Genomic DNA, 19,863 nt, shown 5'->3' with positions numbered 1-19,863 from the left:
GAATGAAGGGTAGCACTGTAGGAATCATCGGAATGGGTTGGGTAGGAAGCAGCATTGCCATTTCCTTGCTTCAGAATGGCATAGCCAAAAACCTTTTGCTCAACGACGTTCGCGAGGGAATTGCAGAGGGCGAGGCGATGGACCTCAATCACGGATCTTCGTTTTTGCCCGCCTTCAATGCACGTTCGGCAAAAATCAGTGAGATGCACCATTGCGACGTGGTGGTGGTTACGGCCGGTCGCGGGGGGAAACCCGGCGAAAGCAGACTGGAATTGCTGAAGGAAAACATCGAGATTACCCGAAGGATTTCAGAAGAGTTAAAGGGCTTTGAAGGCGTGCTGGTGGTGGTGTCGAATCCTGTGGATGTGCTGACTTACGTCTACCAAAAATTTACCGGATTGCCTGTTGGAAAGGTGATTGGCACCGGTACTTTCCTCGACTCGGTTCGTTTGCGCGACATGATTGGCGAAGAGATGGGTATAGAACCCAAGAGCATTCAGGCGGATGTACTTGGCGAACACGGCGATTCGTCTGTGATGTTTTGGTCCAAGGCGAGTATTGGCGGTATTTCGCTGCGAAACTGGGAGGACTGGAACCCTGAAGAGGAGCATGTTTTCCGCGACAAAGTGCGCAAGGCAGCGCAGGAAATCATCCGACGAAAAGGAGCTACCAACCACGCTATTGGTTTGGTTACGGCTTCTCTGGTAAAATACATTCTCCGCGATGACCGCCGCGTGGTTACGCTTTCGGTGGTGATGGAAGGGGCTTATGGCCTGAAGAATGTGGCGCTCTCGTTGCCCTGCCTTGTGGGAGGAAACGGTGTTGAGCGCGTGTTGGAGCCCCGTCTTGACGAACATGAACGCGAGCAACTTATGCATTCTGCCGAGGTGCTGCAGCGCGCCATTCAATCTGTTGATGCCTAATGGAATACTGCCCGATTGTAGTTGTCGGAGGCGGTGCTGCGGGCTTTTTCGCAGCCATCCATGCCGGGCAATCCGGCCATCCCGTAGTTTTGCTGGAGAAAACGCAAAAGCTGCTCGCCAAAGTAGCGATTAGCGGAGGGGGGCGTTGCAACGTTACCCACGCTTGTCCGCACACCAGTCAATTGGTGCGCCATTATCCGCGGGGCGGCAAACAACTTAAAAAGGCATTTGATATTTTCGGAACGCTACACACGGTCCATTGGTTTGAGAGTCGGGGAGTGGCCCTGAAAACCGAGGCCGACGGGAGGATGTTCCCCGTTTCTGATAACTCGGCCAGCATCGTGAATTGCCTGATGAAAGAAGCCGCGAAAGCCGGGGTTGAAATTCGGACGGGCTGGGCTGTTCAATCGCTGCAAAAGAAGCCTGATGGAATGTATCTGCTCCGCTCGAAATCGGGCGCCGAACTGCTCACCCAAAGCCTGATTATTGCCGCTGGTGGTTTCTCAAAAGAGACGGATTACGATTTGTTTGAGTCGTTGAATATGAAAACAATAAGCCCTGTTCCTTCACTCTTTACTTTCAATATTCCGCAGGGCGGCATGAACGACCTGATGGGGCTGTCGGTGCCAAAGGCTGCGGTGCAGATTGAAGGCACAAAATGGAGGGAAGAAGGCCCCGTGCTCATTACGCATTGGGGGTTGAGCGGCCCGGCAGTTATCAAGCTTTCTGCCTGGGCAGCACGCGATCTGCACGGCCGAGCCTATCGCTTTAATGTGTTGGTGAACTGGACCGCCACAGGAGAAGAAGAAGTGCGAAACGCGCTGCTCACAAGGCGCGAGAAGCATCCTCGTCAGCTCCCGGCGTCTCACTCCATGTTTGATCTTCCCGCGAGGCTTTGGCATCGCCTGCTGGAGCGTGCTGGCATTCACCAAAAGCCCTGGAGCGAACAATCAAACCGCGAGTTGAATTTGCTCACGGAGCAACTGGTTCGCAGCAAGTTTGAAGTGAATGGAAAAACCACGTTTAAGGAGGAATTCGTTACTTGCGGCGGCATTGATTTATCGGAAGTTAACCTCAAAACTTTTGAGTGTCATGCTCACCCCGGACTTTTCTTTGCGGGCGAAGTACTCAATGTGGACGGTATTACCGGAGGATTTAACTTTCAGCACGCATGGACCAGCGGTTTCCTCGCGGGAACCCGTGCAGCGCAGAAAATGGCTGAACTTAGTCCTTTAACAGGTGACGTGAAATAACCAGCTTCTGGATCTCAGAAGTACCTTCGCCAATGGTGCAGAGCTTTGAGTCGCGGTAGTACTTCTCCGCCGGAAACTCTTTGGTGTAGCCGTATCCACCGTGAATCTGAACCGATTCATTGGAAATCCACACCGACGCTTCAGAAGCGTAATACTTTGCCATGGCCGATTCCTTGGTCATCGGTTGGCCGTTTTCTTTGAGATAAGCGGCGTTGCGCGTAAGAAGCTCAGACGCTTCAATCTTTGTTGCCATATCTGCCAGTTTGAACCCGATAGCCTGAAACTTAGCAATGGCCTGCCCGAATTGCTCGCGCTCTTTGGAGTATTTCAGGGCACATTCGTAGGCTCCGCGAGATATACCGATAGAGAGGGCAGCAATTGAAATTCTTCCGCCATCCAGTACTTTCAGCGCCTGAACAAAGCCTTCACCTTCCTTGCCTAACACGTTGTCTTTGTGTACGCGGCAGTTGTCGAAAAAGAGGCCCGCTGTTTCACTGGCGCGCATGCCGAGTTTGTCTTCTTTCTTTCCACCGCTGAAACCGGGTGTACCTTTCTCAATCACAAATGCGGTCATACCCCGCGAGTCGCCTTTTTCTCCGGTGCGCGCAATCACCACGGCAATTTCACCGCTGATAGCGTGGGTAATAAAGTTCTTGGAGCCGTTCAACACGTAGTAATCACCGTCTTTCTCAGCAGTGGTGGCCATCCCTCCGGCATCTGACCCAGTACCCGTTTCGGTGAGGCCCCAGGCGCCAATCCATTGCCCGGTAGCGAGTTTGGGTAGCCATTTTTTCTTTTGCTCCTCATTTCCGAATTGGAGAATGTGGCCGGTGCAAAGCGAATTGTGTGCAGCCACTGAAAGCCCAATGGAGCCGCATACTTTGGAAATCTCCACAATCACAGAAATATACTCCTGGTAATTCATTCCTGCACCGCCGTATTCTTCGGGTACAAGAACACCCAGGAAACCGAGTTCACCCATTTTCTTGAATGTCTCAACCGGAAATTCCTGGCTTTCATCCCACTTCATCATATCGGGGCGGATGTACTGTTCCGCAAAGTCGCGTGCACTTTGCTCAATAAATTTCAGGTTTTCGGCGCGTTCTGGACTGAGATACATCATTGCTTTGGGGTTTGCAGATTTGGGCTGCAAAAATAGCAGTTCCCAAGGATTGAATCAGATTTCGGTTTCAAAACGAATGGATCTTCTCTTTTGTTCACGAAACGCAGCGAGCCTTGCGGTGAAATGAGAATCATTACCTTCGCGCCAAATCCACTCCATGAAAGCGTCTTCCGTTTTTTGTCTGATCGCCATTGTTTTTTCATCCGCAATGATTACCGGATGTGGTTCTATCCTGAAGTCGCTGGTGGGATACCACAATGTGAACTCTGTTGACCTTGCACGGGAGTGCATGACAGACTCCGCTCTGGTAGTGGTGCGTAAGGGCAAGGAACATCACAGTGCGCTCACATTGTCGCACGGTTCTGTGCTTGAGGTGTTGTATTTGCAGGAATTGGGCAGAGATGATGAAGCGCGCGCGCTTTATAGCAATGCGGTTAAGAAGTCGCCTTTTCTCCGAAATACGAAGCAGTTGGAACGCGAAGTGAAAAAAGCCCGTAAGGACCTTGAGCGCCATCGAAAGCGTCGTGGGTACACTTCGGATTGCCGTTAGTTACGGCCTGCTGAAAAGCGACGAAGATTTTGATTGCTAAGCCTTGGTTCATTTTTAAGGAATCAAACTGCAAGGATTTTGAAGATTTACAGCCGCTGCACCTTTTACTTTTTCACTAGACACTGATTCGTTGGCGTGATAAGGTGGGCTATTTTCTACCCAAACGGCTTGTCCACCGCAAAAACTTCTTTAGCCAGTTGCCCAGAAGCGCTGCATAAAGAAGCAGATTCATGGCCCAGATAACCCCGATATTAAACCAGGAGGTCTCTATGAGTTGATTTCCTAATCGTTTGACCGGCGAATAGAATGGGGCGCCACCTGCAGGGTGGGAAGGAGTTTGATAAATGTAGTCGGCCTTGCGGATAAGACGGCCATTCACCTCGCGCAGTTTTTGCAATTCCTGCTGGTTGCGAAGATGATTTTCAAGCTTTTCGTTGTGGTGTTTTTCCATCAGAGCCGTGGCGCCGCCCTGATGGGCAAATATCTCGTCCAGTTCCGCATGGGTAGCACGAATGCGGTCATCGGCTGTTTGCCAATGTTTTCGGTAAATGCGCTCCATTTCGCGCAACCACGCTCCGAGCAGTTCTGAGGTCAGGGTATTGAAGTTTTCAGGTGCAAGTTTCTCGTACTCACTGAATTTCAGCATGCTCACAGTTTGTAACTGCTCTACTTCATCGCGCAGGAGGTTGAGGTTGCTCACGAGTTCTTCTCTCCGGTCTTCCTTGCCGATTAGTTCCTCACTTTGCTCGTTGATGGCTTGCAATTTTGGAATTCGCAGCGAAAACATAAACAAGGCCTCGTTCTTATCACGTTCGTATTCAAAGAAATGCTGGTTGAATTTGTTTCGCTTAAAGTGCCCCACAGCCAGGGCTTCGTAGGCCCAGCGCGACACCATTATATTGGCCACGACAGGCGTTCCCTGGCCTTGTTTTTCAGGACTTTGAAGGGTGTCGAAATCCACAATCACCCCGCTCAGCAGTAATTGGGGTACCACCAAAAAGGGCACCAGGATGTAAATAGTAACCACCGATTTCAAAGCAGAGGATATGTTGAGGCCCAGTAGATTGGCGAAAATGAAAGTAGGGAAGAGGATGGCCAGGAAGGTCAGCCAAAGTCCCTCAATTCCCATCCAGAGGTTGCCAATGAGCACCAGCAACACGGCTTGAATGGCAGACAAAATAACAAGATATAACACCTTGCTGTTTAGGTAGCTGAACCTACTCAAGTTAAGAAATGATTCACGCTTGAGTATTTTGCGGTCGCGGATGATTTCCTCTGCACTGATTTGTAGTCCAACAAATATGGCCACCACAATGCTCATAAAGAGGAATGCCGGAAGGTTTTTGTTGTAGTAGAGCAGGTAAGCGCCGGGGTCGTCGTTTGTTCCTGCGGCATAGCGGGTAAAGTAGCCAATCATTGCAGCCAGCACAGGCACTTCCAGCAAGGCAATGACCATGTACGACCTGTTTCTCAATTTGGATTTCAGGTTACGGGCAAAGTACACGGCAAATTGCTCCCACACGCCGGGTGTGTTGTATTGGGCTTCTGATTGAACGGAAAAGCCTGATATTTGAGGGGTTTCTGTATGTTTAGTTGATTTTTGCTGCCGGTAGATGTCGTACCATTCCTGCGGGGTGCGAACTCTGTTTTGGGTTCTTCGCCCGAATTCGTCCACTTCGCGGGCCTCGAGTATGCGCAGCATTTCATCGGGGTCGGCGTAGGCAGCGCCTTTGCTGAGTTGCCCCGTCGCATCTACATAACCTGCTCTTTCCCTGAACCAGGCGGGAGCGGTCATGGGATGGTTGTTGTACACCAGCCTCCCGCCTTTGTCTAGCAGTATCAACCTGTCTAGCAGTTTGTAAAGATGCAGCGAGGGTTGATGAATCACCGCAAATACCAGTTGCCCCTTAAAAGTGAGTTGCCTGAGCAGCCCCATTACCATTTCTGAATCCTGCGATGAAAGTCCGCTGGTGGGCTCATCCACAAACAAAACAGCAGGCTCTCTCAGTAATTCCAGTGCAATATTGAGCCGTTTTCTTTGACCGCCGCTGATGAGCTTATCGAGCACCGAACCCACGCGCAGATTTCTGATTGTGTGCAGATCGATGCGCTCCAGAAGTCGATCAATTCTGGCAGTGAGCTCGTCGTCTTCCAGGCGCGGCAAACAAAGTTTACCGTTGTAGTAGAGGTTTTCAAAAACGGTGAGCTCTTCAATCAGAAGATCGTCTTGCGGAACGTAGCCAATCCACTTCTTGGCTTCCCTGCTGGCGGTTTCCATTCCATTGATGGCGATGCTTCCTGTATGGGCCGGCAGATTTCCGTTGAGAACATTGAGCAGGGTGGACTTACCCGCACCAGACGCCCCCATCATGCCGATGAGTTGCCCTGAAGTGGCCAGCAGATTCATTGGGTGAAGCCCAATCGATCCATCGCTGAATTGATGCGTTATTTCCCTGGCTTCAAAGAGAATATGTTGCGAAAAATCAGCACGGAAGTAGTGTTGAAGCAATTCGCTCTGGTAGATATACCCTATCTGTTTGCCGAAAAGCAGACTCCCGCGTTCCATTTGGTACACGGTTCCGGGCTCAACTGTTTCGTTGTTGAGCAATATCAAATCACTGCCCTGGTAGCGCACGTACACATCGCCGCTTTCCGGCAACACATGGGCCACCAGTTGTCCGGCCATTTCCCGGCGCACAAGTTTTCGTTTGGCATCGCTTTGGGCGGAGATGTAAAGCAACTGGTCGTGGTCATTTTCACCTCCGGTAACAAAATGGTCTATAAGCAGGTAAACAGATTCGTCAATATTGAAAATGCGCGTAAGTGTATGGAGAAATCCTGTTTCGCGAAAAGCAATCCGGCCGCCTTTGTGCACAAATTCTATCAGCCTTATCAGGACTGTAATCTTTTCCGGGCGCATCAGCTCCTCGTTTATTTCCTCGCAGAGCATCAGTACTTTTACTGAGCTGAGGGAGCTTTTTTTGCGAGCCGATTTTTCGCTGTCGGGCCTGGCCGGTTTGTGAAAAGCGCGCAGGTAATCGTCAAACTGACCGAGGTAATCTTCCAGCTTATCGGGAGCTACTCGTGGCGCCAGAAAGGCTTTAACCTGTGCGTGTGCCAGTGAGTCACTTTGCTGTTCGGAAGTTTCTGTAACCAGCGCAAACAATTGCAGCAGTGCATTGAGAACAGATTCCCGCATTAGCTTAAAAAATTATTGCGGCATTGACCTAAACAGTTCATGAAGAGTAAAAAAGTTGGTGCCTGGTGTGACTTCTTGAAATAGGTTGCGATGCAAGGTAACAATTCAAAAACACCCATGGTTAAAAGTACAAAAACTCCGGCTACGCCCAATTCCAGGTTTGATTGTTTATTCGCTCTGTGCCGGCTTCCAAGGTCAGGTTTCGTTTTTTTGAGCTTGACGTATGATTTGTTGAGATGGGGAGTTTCGCTTAGATAGGGTCGTGAGAAGAATCGCAAATCAGGAAAAAAGCATCACCAAGGTTGGTTCGGTTTGCACCGGGCCTCATTCTGGTTGTTCAATGAACAAATGAGACAGGTGAGGATCTCACAATTAGAGCTCTTTACCGGTGTCGGGCCCTGCATCATTGATTGAGGCCAGCTTTTCGTTCATGTAGGTAAGTACAGTCCCAAAAGCAACTAATCCGTTGAAAATTAGCACTACAGACAAAATCCGGCCCAATCCCGTGGTTGGGTAAAAATCGCCGTATCCAACCGTTGTGATGGAAACAAAGGTCCACCAGAGTGCCTCATCGGCTGTACGGATATTACCAGTGTCTTTTTCCACATAAAGTACGGCCACCGAGCATACAATCACCGACAATGAGATGAGGAGTACAACGATGCCGTACAATGACGAGCGCCGGTGGCTTCGCAAGAAAATCCACAAAAGGTTAAGTGACTTGATGACCCTGAAAACCCTGAAAACCCTGAAAAATCTGGCAAACCTGAATGCACCTATCATGGGAATGGAGGAGAGCAAATCCAGCCAGCCGTAGGTAAAAAAATAGCGTGCTTTACTTTCGGCTTTTGAAAACTGAATATAGAAGTCGTACAGAAAAACGAGACACAACCCGAAGTCATAATAGCCTATCAGTCTGGCCACCTCAGAATCTTCAGGCATAAACACAGATGCGCTGAGCAGCGCAATGGAAAACAACGAGAGTACGGCAATAACCAGTTTGTAAACGCTCATAGCAGATAGGTCTGCCAAATATAGGGGATTTCAATCGGCGGTTATTGAACTTTGAAGCCAATCATCACCACATCGTCAAGTTGCTCTTCACTTCCTTTCCAGTTTTTGAATTGATGCTGAATCATTTCGTTTTGCCTGTGCATGGGGTAGTGGTACACTTTGCTCAACAATTCACGCAGTTGTTTGGACCCGAATTTGCGATTCTTCGGACCTCCGAACTGATCCGTAAAACCATCTGAGTACATGTAGAAACCGTCTCCGGGTTCAATCTTTATTTCTGTCGTGCTAAAACAAAGGTGGTCTTTTCCGGGGTAAGCTCCTACGGGCATGCGGTCGGCTGAAATTTGGGTAACTTCACCGTTGCGCACCATCAACAGCGGGTTGAATGCTCCTGCAAAATGTAAAGTGCCGGCCTCGCGGTTGATCACACAAATGCTCATATCCATACCTCCTGATGCAGCCTCGGTTCCGTTTGGCCGAAGGGATTGAATCACGCCGTGTCTCATAAAATCGAGAATTTTAGCAGGGTCTGTTTCATGGTTATCAACTACAGCTCTGCTGAGCAAAGAGTGACCCAGCATGCTCATCAGAGCCCCCGGAACCCCATGGCCGGTGCAGTCAACAGCAGCAACGATTAAGTGCTTGCCTGAGTCGTAAAACCAATAGAAATCACCGCTTACAATGTCCCGGGGTTTAAAGAACACAAAAGACTCGTCCACCATCTCATTGAGTAAGTCGGGGTTGGGCAACATGCTGTGCTGAATTTTCTCGGCGTAGCGAATACTGTCGGTAATATCGCGGTGGTTTTCCTCGATGATTTCTTTTTGCTCTTGAAGAATCTTCTTGGATTCAGCAAGTTGTAGCCTCGCAATAATCTCGCGCTTGTTCAACCTGTAGCGTGTTTGGATCAGCAATACCGAAAAACATGCCACCGAGCCTACCAAAATTCCGCCATTTGTCATGATTTCTTCCAGGGTCAATTGGCTATGGGTTTTCAGAAAGGCCACATTGGCGAGAGTGGAAAGAATCACCACGGCTACAGAAAAGTAGTATTGCCAAACAATCAACATGGCCGCACCTATATAGATAGCCATGTACGCAAGAGTGTGCGTTCGAAAATCGACGACCTCCATGAAACTCCACATGTAAGCGTTCTCAATACAAATCAGCACATATGGTACAAAAATCATGTAGGCCGATGGGAATCTGTAGTGCCGCCAGATCAGCAGTGTAATGAGTGTTGCTGCCGAAACCCCGGCACGAAAAACAAAGAAACGGAACCACTCCTCCTGAATAACAAAATAGTCGTTGAGCGAGAAAACAAGGTTAAAAACCACCGCCACCCAAGCGCCAATTTCGTGGTAGCGATCAGCAGCTTTATTGAGCTCTTCTTTCCATTTCAGGTTTTTGGCTTCTGAAATGCCGGGTAGCAGGGGGCGTAGCCCGAGAGAAAGCGACTTTAGAGGTAGCTGAAGTGGGTATGTTTGAACTCTGCGAGGCACCGGAGTTTGTACGCTGCCCTGCTACAAATGTTACTGAAAACGACGATTACCTTGATGCGCTTGTGATGGCGTCGGCGAACCAGGCAAACTCATCGGCAAACCTTGCAGACGCCTTGAGATACCTTTCGCCCACGGCATTACCGTCCTCTTCGAACATTTTACCCACTTCGGATACATACAGCCGACTGGGTGAAACAAAGGCGCCTATTCGCATAAACATCACCGTAAGTTCCTTGTGGGCAAGGTTTCCGCCCATGCTTCCGCTGCTCACGCTCACAATACCCACAGGTTTCTTGCGGTATTCGTCGAGGTAATAATCCAGCGCGTTTTTCAGTACTCCGGGATAGCTGCCGTTGTATTCGGGTGTAACCACCATCAGAGCATCTGCATTTTCGAGGGCTATACCAAGTTTCTCGGCTGCGGCCGGCAAGTTCGGGTGCTGTCCGCGACGCTCCTGCATCATGGGCAGGTTGAAGTCTGCAAGATCCAGCAGTTCTACCGACTCAAAGGCAGGGTTGGATTGAAAGGTGGTTTCCAGGTGCCTGGCTACGTGAATGCTTTTTCGGCCCATCCGGACGGAGCCGCAAAGAATAGCGAGTTTCATAGGGTTTTTAGCAGTGTTTGTGCGATCCATCGCAGTACGGCGGATTGCTGGTTTGTTTGCATTGGCAGAGCCACACAGACTGATCTTTTTCAGCTGTCACAATCATCGGCTTCATATCTGTTGAGCGGTGCGAGCCGTCGCAGTAGGGTTGCCTGGCTGAGTGACCGCATGTGCACCACGCGTAGCTCTTGCCAGCTTCAAACTGACATTGAACGGGGACTTTGGCGGCTATTTTCTTTTGATCGGACATAATGAAGTATTTGGTTACCTCTTTCTAACGCGGGTGGCTAATCATTTGTTTGCAGCATCGGGTTTTTCGTAGTTTTTGATTTCAATAATACTGCCAGGCATGGCAATCCCTTCGTTTAGCAGCATTTCGTGTACGCGCTTCATAACGCGGCTCTTGATGATCGGTGACGACGTTTCAATTTCACGCAGGTTGAGCCACAAAAATACCTTGAGTTTTACCGTATTCGACCCAAATGAGTCAATCAAAACAAAAGGCTTGAGTCGTTGAGCTTGCTGAACCTGCTGTACGCCCTCCATTGTTTTAATAATGAGTTGAGTAACCTTTCCAATATCTTCGCTGTCGTCAATTTCAATCAAGAAGTCGTGGCGCATTAAACCATCACGCGTATAGTTGGTGAGCACCCTGTTAACCAGTAAGCTGTTTGGGATGAACACGTCTCGTCCGTCGGAAGTGCGCAGGTGTGTATTGCGTAAATTGAGCTGCAGCACACGACCGCTGTTACTGTCAACCTCAATTCTGTCGCCTATCTGAAAGGGTCTGCTGAATGCAAGCAGGATACCTGCCAGAAAGTTTTCACCAATATCCTTAAAGGCAATCCCGATTACAATGGAGATGAACCCAGCCCCAGCCAGCAATCCGGCGGTGAGCCTGCTCCAGCCCATCTCGCGCAGAAACAATGAAAGCCCAACCACAACCATTACAGCCATCATAATATTCCCAATAAAGCCAATGACCACACCTTTTTCGGGTGTTTTGGCGGCTTGTTTCAGGAGTTTTTTTCTTAGAAATGAGCCGATAAAACTGAAGAGAGCCAATAAAATGACTCCAACCAGCAGGTCCGCGCCTTTGGTCGAAAACCAATCCAGGGTATTGTGTAGTTTTTCCGCGAGACTTTCAATCATTTTACATGACTTGGAGAGGTGAAAGGTAGTTTTTTTCGGGTTTTTAGACTCTTTTCCGTGATTTGCTAGAACGGGGATGAATATTACAAAGACCTTTCTTGGCTGCGATTACAATAAACTAAAAGGTTTTGCTACCTTTAAGGCAACCAATCTGAAGCATCAGCCAGTCCGTTTCAACGAAATCACGCGTAGATACCGGACTTTCGTTAGCTTGAGCAAATCTTTACTGCCATGATTTCTTACACTACTTCACACAACAGATTCTTCGTTTCGCTATTTACGCTTCTTCTTTCTTTTTTCCTGTCAACCGGTTTAATTGCTCAGAATGAGTGGACTGTTTCGGTCTGGTCAAACTCGTGGGGTGATGCCACCACCTGGCAGTTAAAAGACAATACAGGAGCGGTAATTCTTTCTGGTGGGCCTTATGGGAATGGCTACATGGAAAACCTGAGCATTGAAACAAGTAATGAACCTTTGAGTTTCACCATTTCATCGGGCTTGAGTGATAATACACCCTACTTTTCTGTTTGGTGTGATGTGAATGTGGTTGAAGGAGTGGTAACCGAGGAAGCAACCTACGTTTTCAGTAATCTGAATTGTGGTGTGCCTGTTTCAGAGCCTGACCCTACAGTTTCCGTAAGTGGAACAGTAATCATTGACCAGAATTGCAACGGACAGCTGGATTCAGATGATATTGGCATGGGGGGTGTACCCGTGTATAGCTCGGTGGATGGGCTTTTAGGTAACAGTGGCCAAAATGGGGTTTTCAGCTTTGAAATCACCACGGGAGCTATACATGAGATTTATACAGACGCCGCTGCCGGGTTTGACCAAACGATTAACGTATTTGTAGATGCTACGGACACCGTTTTGGTTTTTCAGGATATGGTGTTATCTCAGTGTCCGGAATTTGACTACCACGATCTCGGTATCACCTGGTCGCACACCCCAAACACAGCTTCTCTATGGTCTCCCGGGCAGATAAAGACATTTTCGCTTTGCGTAACCAATCACGGCATAAACGCTGCCGATGGAGATCTTGTGTTTCAAATTACAGCCGACCCGATTGTTGTTGTGGATGGTGGTGGCGGAGCACAATCGGGTATTGGTGATTTTCAGGTAGTCACATTTGAGGTGGACGATTTGGCACCCCAGGATCAGGTTTGCTTTGAAATTTCTCTTTTGGTTGACTCTACGCTGGCTGCTTCTACCACTATCAACGTTTCAGCCGAAGTTACACTGACTTCTGCGGGCGGGCTGGATTACAACAGCGCGAATAACCTCGTATCGCAGAACTTCGAGAGTATCATTGCTGGTATTGGTAATTTTTTCTGCGACCAGATACAATCCTTCCCCGGATTTCCTGCAGACCCAGCCTGTGAAGCGGTTGTTTGTGCAGCAGATATATTTTGCTGTACAAATTTTTGGGATGGCGTTTGTGCCAGCATTGCCAGCAATGCACCGCAATGCGCGGATTGTTTATCAAGTGCTGTTCTGAGTACTATTGAAGGTGCGGTCTTTATAGATTACAACTGTAATGGAGTGTGGGACATGGAAGACCTGCCTTTACCTGATGTTTCGATATCAAGCAGTCAAAGTGGGCCGGTAGCTAATGCTGGTTCAGACGGATTTTACTCAGGCCAGTTGCTTCACAACCTGGTTCATGCCATTACAGGTCAATTCATGCCCGGCTTTACAAGCACAGACAGTTACGAAGTTATCACGCCGGAAACGTCAGCATTGTTTGACAACTTAAACTTCGGCTACTGCCCTGTACCCGATTACTACGATCTGTCTTTGAGCCTGAGTCCTGTTTTTGGTGATGGGATTTCGCTTCCCGATAATTTTCAAGTGTTATCCAACCATCAGGTGCAGTTCGAGATTTGTGTTACCAATAATGGAGCGTGGAGTGCCTTGGGTAGCATATCACTCGAAGCCGACGACAGTGGCTTTTTTACGCTGGTAGATTTGGGCGGAAGTGGCACAGTGGACGCAAACAGTGTGCTATGGGAAGATGTGGAGTGGAGTGCGCTTGAAACTCAGTGCTTCATTGTTGAATTTGTTCTCGATAGCGATGCCGGCATTGGAGAAACCGTGAGTTTCCAGGCAGTGACCACGCTGGACGGCTCCTTGCCAGCAGATCAGGTGCCGGAGAACAATATTTCGCAGACAATAACCATCACTGTGGGTGATTTAACCGGAGGCCCCTATTGCGATCAGATCCAAAGTACACCGGGCTTTCCGTACGATGTCGCATGTGAAAATATAATTTGTGCTACTGACCCTTTTTGCTGCAATACACAATGGGATGGGTTTTGTGCCTCTACAGCCGCAACTGAGCCGCTGTGCATCGGTTGTCTTGAATCTTCGAATTCTGCATCCGTTACGGGAAATGTATTTGTTGATTTGGATTGCGATGGCATCTTTGGTGTAGATGATGTATTAGTGGCTGGCGTTAATGTTTTTCGCAATGACCAGCTTGTTACCACAAGCAACCAGTCTGGTGCGTATTCCTTGCTTTTTCCGCTGAATGAAAATGTAGTTCTTACCCTTCAGGACCTACCCGGCTTTACGGTAAATGAGCACAATGTTTATTCAGATGTGGTGCAGAATTTTTCCGATCTAGATTTCGCCCTCTGCCCAGTCTCAGATTTCCTCAACCTCGGCGTAAGTATTACCCCCATTGGACTTCCGCCGCGCCCCGGCTTTAATCACAGTTATAGCCTGTGTATTGAAAACATTGGCTCTCAGCCATCAGGAGATTATGAGGTGGAGTTAGACTTTTCCAATATGCAGGGCGTTTCCCTGGTAAATGATGCAGGAGGAGATGTTTCGGGTACACAGATAACATGGGTAATGAGCGACCTCGGTGTCTTTGAGCAGGATTGCTTTGTTGTCACCTTCAACGTGCCGCCTGGTACACCTCCTGGTACTGTAATGAACCCGGTACTTTCTGTGAATGCCATGCCCGACCCGGCCGCAGACCCCTATCCTGAAAACAATGTTCACTCCTTTACACACTCTGTAGTAGCAGCCTTCGACCCCAATGATAAAACAGTAGATCAACCCCAGGTGAACCATACCGAAATTCCCGATGGCGAAGGAGTGGAGCTCGAATACCTGATTCGCTTTCAGAACACCGGTAATTTCTTTGCCACATTTGTAAGGGTAGAGGATGAACTGCCCGATTTACTCGATTTGAACTCGCTCGAAATGATTCACTCCAGCCACGACTATGAAATCATCTTCCACGAAGGTCAGCACATTGAGTGGTTTTTTGACAACATCATGCTGCCCGACAGCACTACGGATGAGCCTGGCAGCCATGGCCATATTCATTTCAGAATTAAAACTGTGCCCGGTGTGCAACTGGATGATGTCATTATGAACAAGGCCTACATCTTTTTCGACTTTAAAGAACCGGTGATAACTGAATACGCAGTGACAACGTTTATGGATTGCTCAGAGGGTAGCCTGAGCATAGTCATGAACGAAACGGCCTGTACAGGTGTTCCTTTTACACTCACTTCCAACAGAACAGATTTTGACGATTACGCGTGGGTAGTCAACGGACAACCCTTCAGCGGGGAGGAACTGGAGTTTACTGCTTCAGGCCAATCGGTAACGGTAGAACTCACCACAACCAATGCTATTTGTACGCTTAGCACATCGCTCGAAATTCCGTTGCTGCCTTCGCCGTCCATTGACTATACCATGGAGGGTTTTGTGGTTTGTGGCCTTGATACTCCGCTGGAGATTTCGGCCGAGGGCGAGGTAAACTGGTATTTGAACGATGTATGGGTGGCCGAAGGACATACGGTGAATCTCGCTGAATCGGGCATGTACACGCTCATTGCAGAAAATGAATGCGGCGTTGCAGAAGTGAATGTTCAGGTGCAGATCGCAGATGTGCCCAATGAAGTAACCCTCGAATTTGATGGCGAGCAGTTGATTGTTTCACCGCAAGGCAGCAGTTACATGTGGTTTCTGGATGGGCTTCCCTTTAGCCAGGACGGGCCCGCTATCACTCCAACAGAATCGGGTGAGTACTCTGTGATTGTGTATTTCGACAATACATACTGCAGCCTCAGCAGCAACATGGTTGTTGTGTCTGTTTCGGTACAGGAACTACTTGAAAGCACAGTAGCGATTTACCCCAACCCCGCTACCGATGTGGCCATTTTGGAGCTTCCGACAGGCATGTGGCATGTGCAAATGCTCGACGCAACCGGCAAGCAGGTGCGCAACCTCGGAAACCTCAATACCACACGTCATGAGCTCAATGTACACGGCCTCGCAACGGGGCTTTATTTTGTGCAGGTGCAGTCAGATGAAGGTGCGGTGGTGAAGAAATTGGTGGTGAGGTAGCTTGTGTGGCACTCCAACAAACGGAGCAGGCATTGATCTTTTTTAAGATTTGAGCACACCGTTTCTTCCATCTGTTTCGCTACCTTTTGCTCCATGAGTAGCGACGAAAAATCATTGCGCATCTTTATGACAGGTGCCACTTCGGGATTGGGAAAAGAGGCCGCACTGACGTTGGTAGGTGAGGGCGCAAAACTTTGGTTTTTAGTTAGAACCAAGGAGCTATCGGAAGCTTTGACCGCGGAATTCAAACAGCGATACCCTGATTCACACGGCCAATTGATACCTGTTGAAGGAGATCTGGCAGATTTGCACTCCGTAAAAGCTGCATGTGATGCAATCACCCATCAAACAGACTCCCTCGACGTGCTCATTTACAACGCGGGTATCTGGAATTTCAGCTTTCGCGAAACAACAAACGGTTTGGAGGAAACCTGGCAGGTAAACGTGGTATCTCATGTGCTTATCAATAACTTGCTGATGCCAACGCTCAAACAGAGCTCAGAACCGAAAATCCTGCTCACAGCCTCGGGACTTCATCAGGGCAAGATCTATTTTAACGACCCGGAGTTCAGATCCTCTTTCAGCGGTTTTAAGTCGTACCGGCAATCCAAGCTAGCGGTGATACTTCTCACAAGGCGTTGGGCCGGAACGATGGCAGGAGATGGGGTATCGGTCGTTTGTCAGCATCCCGGATTGGTAGATACCCGCCTTGGAAGAGACGCAGGTTGGTTTGCGCGCTGGTTCTTCAAAACCTTTGGGCGCACTCCGCAGAAAGGTGCTGAAACACTGATTCACCTCGCGCAATCAACAAGCGCTCTTCTCGAAGCGGGAGCTTTTTACAAGGACAAAAAGGTGCACAAAACCACCGCTTACAGTTACCGGCAGGACGAAGCCGACAAACTTGAAAAAAACATTCAAGAAGTCCTTGCTGTGCTTGGATTTTGATGCATTGAAGCATTGGTTGTTATTGAATTCGGTTTGTGCTATATTTATGGACACAAACGGTTGCCATGAAAATCAACTTCTGGAGGACAGTTCCTGTTTTTCGCGTGTTGTTGCCGTTTTTGCTGGGCCTTCACCTTGGTAAGTCTGGTTTGATTCCGCTTTCATGGTTTGTTTCAGGGGCTACTTTAGGCATGATGTTGATGGGCGCCATCTGCTTTTGGCCTGTTTTACGTGAGCACGCGGAAAAGCTTTTTGCGGCAGTGTTTTTGTTGGTTTTTGTGTCGCTCGGAGGAGCCGTTGAACGTGTTTCAGATCTCGTCTCGCATCCCGAACACCTCAAAAACAAGCGGCGCGCAGATTTTGTGGACCTGGAGCTTCTGAATCATGCTGAAGAAAGTCCGCGCTCAAAGAAAGTCACGGCACGGGTAAGGGGAATCTACCATGCAGATGGATATCAGGCGGCCAACGCAAGGGTTCTTGTTTACTACCGAAAGGAGGAAGTATTTGGATGGAAGAGGGGAGACAGGATACTCGTTGCCCGTACGCCACAAGAGGTAAGGCCTCCAATGAATCCATACGAATTTGATTACCGGCGGTATCTCTATCGCCGTGGTATAACCCATACGCTTTTTCTGCGCGATCCCTCTGAGGTCCGTTTGCTTTCAAGTTCCCACCAAACCGGCTTCCGCAATTGGGTAGAAGACTCGCGCAAAGCACTGGTTGGCCTGCTCAGAGGAGCTGTCAAAGATGATGATGCTTTTGGCGTAAGCGCAGCACTGATACTTGGTCAAAAGGATCATTTGTCGAGAGAAATACGCAACGCGTATTCTTCAAGCGGAGCCATGCACGTACTGGCTGTATCCGGTCTCCACGTCGGAATCATATATATGGTGCTTGTGTGGCTGCTGCGTTGGCTCGGCAACCGTGGTGCCAGGGGGTGGTTGCGGCTGTTCATCATCATTTTGGCACTTTGGAGTTATGCCTTGATTACAGGAATGTCGCCTTCCGTAATGCGGGCTTCCACCATGTTCACGGCCATTGCAATTGCGCAAGGTATTTCCCGATCCACAAACATCTACAACAGCATTGCAGGTGCAGCACTTGTGTTGATTTGTTTCAACCCGCTCATCACCGAAGAGGTAGGCTTTCAGCTTTCCTTCGCAGCGGTGTTGGGCATCGTGCTGCTGCAACCCAAAATTTACGCCCTTTGGCATACACGCAACTGGTTGCTCGATAAATTGTGGCAACTCACCGCCGTATCCATTGCCGCGCAATTGGCTACTTTTCCGCTGGGTATCTACTATTTTCATCAATTTCCGAATTACTTCCTGCTTTCAAATTTCATCGTAATACCGGCCGCAACAGTAGTTTTGATTGCCGGATTCGCAACCATGGCGTCGGGTATCATCCAGCCCTTGTACGAGCTACTCGGAACAGCTCTCAATGCCATAGTGAGTGGTTTGAACTGGCTCATAGTGTCCATTGAAAACCTTCCCGGGTCACTCACCGAAAACTTGTACTTCAGCGAAATGATGCTGGTGCTGGTATATGTTTTTCTGGCATTTTTTACAGTTATGGTTTATCGCCCTAAGGTTCAAACCTTACGCGCTTTGACTCTTTTGTTGGTGCTTATGTTGACATTGCGCACCACCTACCTGGTTGAACTAAAGAATCAAAGGATGGTGTTGGTAGCGCATGTACCAGGCTCAACCTGTGTAAACTTCGTTGATGGTGAGCAGAACATCGTTGTGACCGACGAGTCATTGATGCGCAACCCGGAAAGGCTAAACTTTCATCTCGGAAACTTCTGGGTTCGTTTTGGACATTCAAAACCGCAGTTTCTCACCTTGCAGGATGATGTGCCCAAACGGAGCAATTCTTTTTTCAGGCAAGGCACTTTGGTTTCTTTTCACGGAAAACGGCTCGCAATTCGCAGCGATGAGCATTCCTCTCCTGACCAAAGCACATTCCCTCATCTGGAAATGTTGGTGATGGATGGAAAGTCGAAACTATTTCCGGATGAAGGGTTTGTTGGCGACGTTATTCTTGGTTCAGGATACCGCTATAGAACGCTTTGCTGTAATGACCCCGACAATTGGACCTATGATGTAAGAACAGAGGGGGCGAGGCTGTGGGACATGCGCCACGAGTTAAACTCAGGGAGCAGTCGGCACGGGCTGTTGTTTAAGTGATGCCGAAAGCTTTACTTTGCGTACTTCAAGGAAATGATGAACCGCAGATTTTGGTGTGTAGCAGCCTCGCTGTTGTTTGCCACACAATCCTTTACGCAGGAAGAGCGAACGATTGGACGCGAGGACTTCGCGATATGGGCTTATTATGAGTTCGACTATCGTCTGAAGAAAAACACATGGCTGCACTATAAGAACCAGTATCGCCTTAACGAGAACGTTTCGCGGTTTGACTACAGCTTCTTTGATGTGGGGCTCAACCAGAACATTGCTCCATGGCTCCGCGTAACAGGAGCCTACGTATTCAACATCAAGAATCACTGGCGCGATGGAGTTTTGTACCGCCACCAGCTTTACGCCAACGCCAAAGTGCATCATCGCTTTGGTAACTTCCGGATTCGCAGCCGAAACCAGATACAAACAGGAGTTGAGGATATCTTTGGCCCGGGCGAAAACACACGTGGAGCTTTCTTTTACCGTCAAAAGCTTTCATTGCGGTGGTACTTTGCCAAAAACTGGCGCGTTACCGGCTCGGGTGAGGCATATTTTCGCTTAGGAGCGAGACCCACCTGGGAAAGCCAGGTGTATCGTCAGCGTTACATACTTGGGCTGCAACACAAGTTGAGTCCCAAAGAACGCCTGGAGGTGTACTACCTCTATCAAAGCCAAATCCGGCAACGCCGTCCTGATTTCATTTACGTTCTAGGCATGGGATACACCCGGTCTATTCGCTAGGTAGATTTGCTTCTGCTTGTTGCCTTCGTCTTTTTGAGCTCTAAACTATAACAGCCTTTTTGCACACGAAAGGAAAGGGGAGAAGAACCCATAACCGGGAGCAGTTAATCTTGCTCCTTTCTCTCCATGATGGTTCTCAAAACATCATTTCCGAAAGCATGTCAGGGGTATGTAAATCTCGCCTTTGCTCCCCATGAAAAAGGCGTTCCAAGGTCGTCATCAAAATGCGTGATGAATGATAAATAAAAAAAAGCACCCCATATGTTAAGTGGGTGGCTGAAAATGTATGTGCTCGCAGCACAGAAC

General features: G+C 48.8%; 14 protein-coding genes. 7 read left to right on the top strand and 7 right to left on the bottom strand.

The genetic code is table 11. From position 1 onward, the window contains the following. The first annotated feature begins 2 nt into the window (after window positions 1-2). Complete coding sequence (locus EA392_12470; protein ID TVR37572.1) at window positions 3-923, top strand: L-lactate dehydrogenase; 921 nt, start codon at window positions 3-5, stop codon at window positions 921-923. Then, window positions 923-2,176: an NAD(P)/FAD-dependent oxidoreductase gene (locus EA392_12465; protein ID TVR37571.1), complete on the top strand. Its 1,254-nt coding sequence runs from the start codon at window positions 923-925 to the stop codon at window positions 2,174-2,176. The genes EA392_12470 and EA392_12465 overlap by 1 nt, the downstream gene beginning before the upstream one ends. Here EA392_12465 and EA392_12460 read toward each other — a convergent pair. Then, complete coding sequence (locus EA392_12460; GenBank protein ID TVR37579.1) at window positions 2,148-3,296, bottom strand: acyl-CoA dehydrogenase; 1,149 nt, start codon at window positions 3,294-3,296, stop codon at window positions 2,148-2,150. The two genes, EA392_12465 and EA392_12460, sit on opposite strands and share 29 nt — an antisense overlap. Before the next feature lie 211 nt (window positions 3,297-3,507). Here EA392_12460 and EA392_12455 point away from each other — a divergent pair, with 211 nt between their 5' ends. Beyond that, window positions 3,508-3,849 (top strand): hypothetical protein, encoded by a 342-nt coding sequence (locus tag EA392_12455; protein TVR37570.1) that lies wholly within the window; start codon window positions 3,508-3,510, stop codon window positions 3,847-3,849. A gap of 148 nt (window positions 3,850-3,997) precedes the next feature. On the opposite strand, the gene EA392_12450 is transcribed toward EA392_12455, so the two are convergent. The 6 genes from EA392_12450 to EA392_12425 all read right to left on the bottom strand — a co-directional run bounded on the left by EA392_12450 (window position 3,998) and on the right by EA392_12425 (window position 11,320). Next, window positions 3,998-7,048 carry an ATP-binding cassette domain-containing protein gene (locus tag EA392_12450; protein TVR37569.1) on the bottom strand — a complete coding sequence of 1,017 codons (3,051 nt, stop codon included), beginning with the start codon at window positions 7,046-7,048 and terminating at the stop codon, window positions 3,998-4,000. 372 nt (window positions 7,049-7,420) lie between these two features. Next, window positions 7,421-8,062, bottom strand: a complete 642-nt coding sequence (locus tag EA392_12445) for a potassium channel protein (GenBank protein ID TVR37568.1) — start codon at window positions 8,060-8,062, stop codon at window positions 7,421-7,423. A 41-nt stretch (window positions 8,063-8,103) separates the two neighbouring features. Further along, window positions 8,104-9,564, bottom strand: coding sequence for a hypothetical protein (locus tag EA392_12440; GenBank protein ID TVR37567.1), 1,461 nt, complete (start codon window positions 9,562-9,564; stop codon window positions 8,104-8,106). Between the two features lie 46 nt (window positions 9,565-9,610). Continuing rightward, window positions 9,611-10,198, bottom strand: a complete 588-nt coding sequence (locus EA392_12435) for an NADPH-dependent oxidoreductase (GenBank protein TVR37566.1) — start codon at window positions 10,196-10,198, stop codon at window positions 9,611-9,613. Continuing rightward, window positions 10,176-10,418 carry a CDGSH iron-sulfur domain-containing protein gene (locus tag EA392_12430; GenBank protein TVR37565.1) on the bottom strand — a complete coding sequence of 81 codons (243 nt, stop codon included), beginning with the start codon at window positions 10,416-10,418 and terminating at the stop codon, window positions 10,176-10,178. The genes EA392_12435 and EA392_12430 overlap by 23 nt, the downstream gene beginning before the upstream one ends. Window positions 10,419-10,459: 41 nt before the next feature. After that, complete coding sequence (locus EA392_12425; protein TVR37564.1) at window positions 10,460-11,320, bottom strand: mechanosensitive ion channel family protein; 861 nt, start codon at window positions 11,318-11,320, stop codon at window positions 10,460-10,462. A gap of 231 nt (window positions 11,321-11,551) precedes the next feature. On the opposite strand from EA392_12425, the gene EA392_12420 reads away from it, so the two are divergent. The 4 genes from EA392_12420 (at window position 11,552) to EA392_12405 (ending at window position 19,557) form a co-directional block, all read left to right on the top strand. Next, window positions 11,552-15,688, top strand: a complete 4,137-nt coding sequence (locus EA392_12420; protein ID TVR37563.1) for a T9SS C-terminal target domain-containing protein — start codon at window positions 11,552-11,554, stop codon at window positions 15,686-15,688. A 93-nt stretch (window positions 15,689-15,781) separates the two neighbouring features. Then, the gene (locus EA392_12415) at window positions 15,782-16,633 is read left to right on the top strand and encodes an SDR family NAD(P)-dependent oxidoreductase (GenBank protein TVR37562.1); all 852 of its coding nucleotides are present in this window, start codon (window positions 15,782-15,784) and stop codon (window positions 16,631-16,633) included. 65 nt (window positions 16,634-16,698) lie between these two features. After that, window positions 16,699-18,825 carry a ComEC family competence protein gene (locus EA392_12410; protein TVR37561.1) on the top strand — a complete coding sequence of 709 codons (2,127 nt, stop codon included), beginning with the start codon at window positions 16,699-16,701 and terminating at the stop codon, window positions 18,823-18,825. 33 nt (window positions 18,826-18,858) lie between these two features. Further along, complete coding sequence (locus EA392_12405; protein ID TVR37560.1) at window positions 18,859-19,557, top strand: DUF2490 domain-containing protein; 699 nt, start codon at window positions 18,859-18,861, stop codon at window positions 19,555-19,557. Window positions 19,558-19,863: the final 306 nt, after the last annotated feature.

The sequence above is a fragment of the Cryomorphaceae bacterium genome, from assembly GCA_007695365.1.
Classification (GTDB): Bacteria; Bacteroidota; Bacteroidia; order Flavobacteriales_D; family SKUL01; genus SKUL01.
Note: the sequence above shows the minus strand (reverse complement) of the source record. Positions and strands in the feature narration are given on the sequence as shown.